The organism is Streptomyces sp. NPDC028308, assembly GCF_055565855.1.
In genome coordinates this window covers 453,867-460,443 of the sequence record NZ_JBVHTO010000009.1, presented here as the reverse complement: position 1 = coordinate 460,443, position 6,577 = coordinate 453,867, and the positions used below count along the sequence as shown (strand labels likewise).

Annotated in this window: 7 protein-coding genes; 4 read left to right on the top strand and 3 right to left on the bottom strand. The window is 72.8% G+C overall.

Translation table 11 applies throughout. From position 1 onward, the window contains the following. The first annotated feature begins 265 nt into the window (after positions 1 to 265). A complete protein-coding gene (locus tag ACZ4VA_RS23090) occupies positions 266 to 817 on the top strand; it encodes a VanZ family protein (RefSeq protein WP_356172133.1) in 552 nt (183 codons plus the stop codon). Between the two features lie 90 nt (positions 818 to 907). Next, on the top strand, positions 908 to 1,108 hold the full coding sequence (locus tag ACZ4VA_RS23085; protein ID WP_356172131.1) for a PspC domain-containing protein: 201 nt from the start codon (positions 908 to 910) through the stop codon (positions 1,106 to 1,108). Positions 1,109 to 1,289: 181 nt separating this feature from the next. Here the strand turns inward: ACZ4VA_RS23085 and ACZ4VA_RS23080 are convergent, their stop codons facing one another. Next, complete coding sequence (locus tag ACZ4VA_RS23080) at positions 1,290 to 1,643, bottom strand: ATP-binding protein (protein WP_356172129.1); 354 nt, start codon at positions 1,641 to 1,643, stop codon at positions 1,290 to 1,292. A gap of 135 nt (positions 1,644 to 1,778) precedes the next feature. Beyond that, positions 1,779 to 2,927, bottom strand: a complete 1,149-nt coding sequence (locus ACZ4VA_RS23075) for an adenosine deaminase (protein WP_356172127.1) — start codon at positions 2,925 to 2,927, stop codon at positions 1,779 to 1,781. 113 nt (positions 2,928 to 3,040) lie between these two features. On the opposite strand from ACZ4VA_RS23075, the gene ACZ4VA_RS23070 reads away from it, so the two are divergent. After that, positions 3,041 to 3,802, top strand: a complete 762-nt coding sequence (locus ACZ4VA_RS23070; RefSeq protein WP_356172124.1) for a prolyl oligopeptidase family serine peptidase — start codon at positions 3,041 to 3,043, stop codon at positions 3,800 to 3,802. A gap of 341 nt (positions 3,803 to 4,143) precedes the next feature. On the opposite strand, the gene ACZ4VA_RS23065 is transcribed toward ACZ4VA_RS23070, so the two are convergent. Then, positions 4,144 to 5,097 (bottom strand): LysR family transcriptional regulator, encoded by a 954-nt coding sequence (locus ACZ4VA_RS23065; RefSeq protein WP_355785082.1) that lies wholly within the window; start codon positions 5,095 to 5,097, stop codon positions 4,144 to 4,146. A 62-nt stretch (positions 5,098 to 5,159) separates the two neighbouring features. Here ACZ4VA_RS23065 and ACZ4VA_RS23060 point away from each other — a divergent pair, with 62 nt between their 5' ends. Continuing rightward, the gene (locus ACZ4VA_RS23060) at positions 5,160 to 6,479 is read left to right on the top strand and encodes an MFS transporter (protein WP_356172120.1); all 1,320 of its coding nucleotides are present in this window, start codon (positions 5,160 to 5,162) and stop codon (positions 6,477 to 6,479) included. The last annotated feature ends 98 nt before the right edge of the window (positions 6,480 to 6,577 follow it).

Below are 6,577 nucleotides of genomic sequence, written 5' to 3'. Positions count from 1 at the left end.
CCTACGAACCGCAAGCCGCCATGCGACCGAAGGGGCCGTGCCGGTACATCAAATGGCCGTCGAGACGGGGACGTACCCGACCGAGGAACGCTGGTAACGGACGCCCACAACAACTACCGACGGCCGGATGTACCGGCACGGCCCCGACCCACCCACCGCCGGACAGCGCCCGACGCCCACCGAACCGGACACCGCAGGGGCTCCAGACGGTGTGACCCCCGCCCCACCCGGAACCGATCCCACCAACCCCCGCGTCTAGGGGGACGTGCAGCGTCAAGGCTCGAACGGCGGCAGCGCCGTGACCCGCGTCCGTGCGACAGGAGGTGTCCTCCTCGTCGCCCACCTCGCGCTCGTCGCCTGGATCACGCTGCGCCCCCTGGACGTCCCCTGGGTGAGCGCCGCCAACCTGCGGCCCTTCGCCGGCATCCGGGCCGACCTGGCCCTCACCCCACAGGAAGCGGCCCGCCGCATAGGCGAGGGCCTCGCCCTGCTGGCCCCGCTAGGCGTCCTGCTCCCCCTGGCCGGCGGCAGACTCACCGTCTCCCCTCTGGCCTCCCTGCTCCGCACGATGACCGCGGGCGCCCTGATCTCCCTCGGCATCGAGCTGTTCCAGACCGGCGTACCGGGCCAGGTCGTCGACATCGACTCCCTGCTGCTGAACACGGCCGGCGTGGCCCTGGCCCACATGGCCGTCGTACCCGCCGCCCGCGCCCGTCTCCGCCGCAGGGCCGAGACACGGCGCCGCTCGACCGTCCGCCCGGAGGAGACGACTCAGGGTCTGACCCCGACGATTCCCAGGGTCGGCATCGCACCGTAGAGCGACGCTTCGCCCGCTTCGTGACCGTAGCTTTGACAGGGATGAGGCAGCCGCCAGGGAAGCCTCGGCACGGTTCACGAAGGAGCCATGATGACCGCCATTGCCCGCCCCACCCAAGGTCGCATGATCGGCGGAGTGTGCGCAGCGCTGGCGCGGCGCTTCGGTACCTCCGCGACGACGATGCGGGTGATCTTCCTGGTGTCGTGCCTGCTGCCGGGCCCGCAGTTCGTGCTCTACATAGCGCTGTGGTTCCTGTTCCCGTCGGAGGACAAGGCCCGCACGGCCTGGTAGTGAGGACGACCGCCGGCAGGACGCCCGACCACGGGCCGCCCGGAAGGCGCGAGACACAACACCACTCAGCCACAACCCAGTTGGGGCGCACCCGAACCCGGGCGCGCCCCAACGACGTCCGCGCGAGGACCGATCGGCACCAGAGCCGACCGAGCCTACGGAAAGACGGAAAGACCGGGCGTCAGCCCAGCGGCACCCCGTTCACGGGCAGCCCGTGCGTCGGCAGCCCCTGGATCGGCAGCCCGCCCAGCAGCCCGGCCACCGGCCCGGTCGGCCCCTCGGCGAGCAGCTGCCCGACGGCGGGCTGGGCGGCGCGGAGGCCCTCGCCCAGCGCGTCCTTGCCGGTCTCGAGCGTGCCGTTCCCGCCGGGCAGCGAGTTGCCGAGGTTCTCGGTCGGGAGCGCCGCGGTGACGGTGTCGAGCGCCGAGGAGGCGTCCGGCATGGCCGGCGCCGCGTTCGCGGCACCGGTGCCCGCGGCGGCGAAGGCGGCACCGAGGGCGGCGACACCGAGGGTCTTGGCAGCAGACTGCTTCATGTTGAATGCGTCCTTGAATGCGTGACGGGGATGTGAGCGGTCCACGACCGTAAACACGCGAACGCTCGGCCCGCAAACATCGAAAAGCGGCCGGGTCAACCCCTCCCGGCCGCTTTCCCGATTTTCGGAAAACCCTTATTCTCCCACAGAACCGCTGGTGGAGAAGTTTTGCTGGAACAGCCATTCGGACTTCAGCTCGGCATAACCGGGCTTGATCACGTCACTGATCATGGCCAGTCGTTCATCGAAAGGAATGAATGCTGACTTCATAGCATTGACTGAGAACCACTGCATGTCGTCGAGTGAATAACCGAACGCTTCGACAAGGTGCTCGAATTCCCGGCTCATGCTGGTCCCGGACATCAGCCGGTTGTCCGTGTTGACGGTCGCGCGGAAGTGCAGCCGCCGCAGCAGCCCGATGGGGTGGGCGGCGTACGAGTCCGCGGCGCCGGTCTGCAGGTTGGAGCTGGGGCACAGCTCCAGCGGGATGCGCTTGTCGCGCACGTACGAGGCGAGGCGCCCCAACTGCACGGAGCCGTCCTCGCGGACCTCGATGTCGTCGATGATCCGCACACCGTGCCCGAGCCGGTCGGCACCGCACCACTGGAGGGCCTGCCAGATCGAGGGCAGCCCGAAGGCCTCGCCGGCGTGGATGGTGAAGTGGTTGTTCTCGCGCTTGAGGTACTCGAAGGCGTCGAGGTGCCGGGTGGGCGGGAACCCGGCCTCGGCACCGGCGATGTCGAAGCCGACGACGCCCAGATCGCGGTAGCGGTTGGCGAGTTCGGCGATCTCCAGCGCGCGGGCCGCGTGCCGCATGGCGGTCAGGAGGGCACCGACCCGGATCCGGTGCCCGTTCTCCCGGGCCCGCTTCTCGCCTTCGCGGAAGCCCTCGTTGACGGCCTCGACGACCTCTTCGAGGGTGAGCCCGCCCTCCAGGTGCTGCTCGGGCGCGTACCGGACCTCGGCGTAGACGACGCCGTCCTCGGCGAGGTCCTCGGCGCACTCGGCGGCGACACGGACGAGCGCCTCGCGGGTCTGCATGACGGCGCAGGTGTGGGCGAAGGTCTCCAGGTACCGCTCCAGGGAGCCGGAGTCGGCCGCCTCGCGGAACCAGACGCCGAGCTTGTCGGGATCGGACTCGGGGAGACCGTCGTAGCCGTTCGCGCGGGCCAGGTCGACGATCGTGCCGGGGCGCAGGCCCCCGTCGAGGTGGTCGTGCAGCAGGACCTTGGGCGCCCGGCGGATCTGCTCCGAGCTCGGGGTGTTCGGGTGCTGGCTCGTCATTTCCGCACTCTAACGCCTACGCGCGTAGATCTCTCGGCACGCCGATCCGCCGATACCCAAAGGTGACCCCCAGGACGGATGGCGTACACCAATGCTTCTGACACTGTTCTGTCATGGCACAGCAAGCGACGCCGGTTCGCAGGGCCCGGCTGGGAAGGGCGCTCGGGCCCGAGCCGACGGCGGTGAGCGGAGTGGTGCTGCTGCTCCCGGGCGGCGACGAGACCTCCGACCGCAGACCGTCACCCCTGGTGGCGGCGGCTTCGGTACGAGCGCTGGGGCGCCGCCTCACGCAGGCGGGCCGCACCGAGGGTCTGGCGACCCACGTGGTGCACTACCGCTACCGCGGGTGGAACGGCGCGGAGGCGCACCTGGCCCACGACGCGTCGTGGGCCGCCGACGAGGTGGTACGGCGCTACGGGGACGTGCCCGTGTGCCTCGCCGGAGTGGACATGGGGGCCCGGGCGGCGCTGCGGGCGGCCGGGCACTCGGCCGTCAACTCGGTGCTGGCGCTCGCCCCCTGGCTGCCCGAGGAGGACGTGGCGGCGCCGCCCGAACCGGTGAAGCACCTGGCGGGCCGGCGGGTGCTGATCGTGCACGGCACGAACGACCAGCGCACGGACCCGGAGTTGTCGTTCCGGCTCGCGGCGCGCGCGAAGAAGGCGAACCGCGACATCTGCCGCTTCGAGGTCCACTCGGACGGGCATCACCTGCACCAGCACCGGGCCGAAGTGCACGCGCTGGCCGAGGACTTCGTGATGGGGGCGCTGTTCGCGCGGGGCTTCTCGCGGCCGGTGCAGGACGCGTTCGCCGCGCCGCCCCCGCTGGGCCTGCGGATGCCGCTGGCAGCCGGCTTCGGCCGCTCCCTACGCCGCTAGCCCCTGCCCGCACCTCGAAGGCGCCCGCACTACCCGCCCACCGACCCGACGACCTGCACCGCAGCCCCGACGCGCCCCGCTCCCCCGACCGACGCCCCGCGCCGCCCGCCCGGCCCCGCACCGCACCCTCGCCGGTGCGCCGGCCACCTGTCTCCCGACCCGACGGCCCACGAGCCGAACCGCTCATCCCCTCTGACCCGACGCCCCGCGAGCCGACCCGCCCGTCCCCCGACCCGACGCCCCACCAGCCGACCCGCCCGTCCCCCGACCCGACTCCCCACAAACCGACCCGCGCCCACCCACCGCAGCCCCGGCCCTCACCACAACCCCACCCTGCCCCCTCAGTCCGGCAACAGCCGTCCCCGCCTGGAGAGCAGGAACTTCTTGAAGGCCGCCACCGGTGGGGTGTCCGGGTGGCCGTCGAGCCAGGCGACGCCGATCTCGCGGGCCGCGCGCGGGGCGGTGACGGTCAGTTCGGCAACTCCCGGACGGGGCACGGCCGGTGGCGGCAGCAGGGCGACGCCGAGCCCCGCGGCGACGAGCCCGCGCAGCGTCTCCGCCTCCTCGCCCTCGAAGGCGATCCGCGGCCGGAATCCCGCCTGTTGGCAGAGGTCGTCGGTGATCCGGCGCAGCCCGTAGCCGGGTTCGAGGGTCACGAAGGTCTCGTCGGCCGCCTCGGCGAGCCGGACGCGCCGCCGCGCGGCCAGCGGATGGTCGGCCGGCACCACGAGCCGCAGCTTCTGCTCGTCGAGCCGGCGGCCCACCAGGTCGGGCGCGTCCGGCACCGGCGAGGTCAGGCACAGGTCCAGCTCGCCCGAGCGCAGCCGTTCGATCATCGCCTCGCCGTAGTTCTGGACGAGACTGAAGCGGACGCGCGGATGGTCGGCGCGGAAGGCGCGGATGAGCGCGGGCACCGTCTCCGAGCCCATGGTGTGCAGGAACCCGAAGGCGACCTTGCCGGTGGCGGGGTCGGCGTCGGCCCGCACCTCCTCGGCGGCGCGCTCGATCTCCGCGAGCGCCCGCTCGACGGACCCGAGGAACGTACGGCCGGCCGGAGTGAGCGCGACCGTCCGGCCGCGGCGGGCGAACAGCTCGACCCCGAGGTCCTGTTCCAGGCGCACCATCGCCCGGGACAGGGTGGACTGCGGGACCTGCATCTCCTGCGCGGCGCGCGTGACGTGCTCGGTGCGGGCGACCCCGGCGAAGTACGCGAGCCGTGGGGCGAGCACCGCCACGATGTCTTCTGTGTCACTGGACGGTGACAGGTGAGCCTCTGACCTCTGCTGATGCGCCATGGGAACGATTATGGGGTTTCCGTGCATTGGACGGATGAATCACGGCTGCCTACGTTCGAGGCATGCCTTCCGCCAGTACCGGGGCGTCCACCACCGTGGACGCCGTACCGTCCGTCCCCGCTCCCGACGCACCCGCCCCGCACGCGCCTCACGCGCTCGATGCGCCCGACGCGCGCATGGCCCCCGGCGGCCCCGGCTACCGCCGGATGAGCCTCGCCCTCTTCCTCGCCGGTGTCGCGACGTTCGCGCTCCTCTACTCGACGCAGGCGCTCCTGCCCCTCGTATCCGGCGACTTCGGCGTCAGCGCGAGCGAGGCGAGCTGGACGGTGTCGGCGGCGACCGGCGCGCTGGCGCTGTTCGTGCTGCCGATGAGCGCGCTGTCGGAGCGGTTCGGGCGGCGGACGATGATGACGGCGTCGCTGGCGATCGCCGTGTCCGTCGGCCTGCTGGTCCCCTTCGCCCCCTCGCTCGGCGCCCTGGTCGCGCTGCGGGCGGTGCAGGGCGCGGCGCTGGCGGGGCTGCCCGCGTCGGCGACGGCGTATCTGGCCGAGGAGGTCCGGCCGAAGGCGCTGATCACGGCGATCGGCCTGTTCGTGGCGGGCAACAGCGTCGGCGGGATGAGCGGCCGGGTCATCACCGGCTGGGTCGCGCAGGAGTGGGGCTGGCGGGTCGCCGTCGGGGTGATCGGCGTGCTCGCGGTGGCCTGCGCGGTCGCCTTCCGGCTGCTGCTCCCGGCGCCGCGGCACTTCACCCCGGGGTCGCTGCGGCCCCGCGTCCTGGCGCGCACGGTCCGCGACCACCTGGCGAACCCGCTGCTGTGCCGGCTGTACGCGATCGGCGCGCTGTTCATGACGGTGTTCGGCGCGGTCTACACGGTGATCGGCTACCGCCTCACCGAGGCGCCGTTCTCGCTGCCTCAGGGCGTCGTCGGCTCGGTCTTCCTGGTCTACCTGGTCGGTACGGTGTCCGCCTCGACGGCGGGCGGGCTGGTCGCCCGGCTGGGCCGGCGCGGCTCGCTGTACCTGGCGGGCGGCACGACGGCGGCCGGGCTGCTGCTGTCCCTGGCCGGGTCCCTGCCGCTGGTCCTGCTCGGCCTGGTCCTGATCACCGCGGGCTTCTTCGCGGGCCACGCGGTGGCGTCCTCCGCGGTGAGCCACACGGCCACGCGCGGCCGGGCCCAGGCGTCGGCGCTGTACCAGTCCGCCTACTACGTGGGTTCCAGCGCGGGCAGCACGCTCGGCGCGGTCGCCTTCCACGCGGGCGGCTGGGCCGGGACGGTGGGCCTGGGGCTGCTGGCGGTGCTCGGCGTCGTGTCGGTGACGGTGTTCGGCTCACACGCGGCGCGGGTCTCGTCCCGCCGCGGGCCCGCCCTGGCCCGCTGAGTCCAGGTCCCCGGATCGCGGCTCGCGGGACCCGAGGAGTGCGCCGCCCGGCCTGTTTCCGGGCTCCGAGGAGCGCGCCCGCCAGGCCCTGCCTTTGC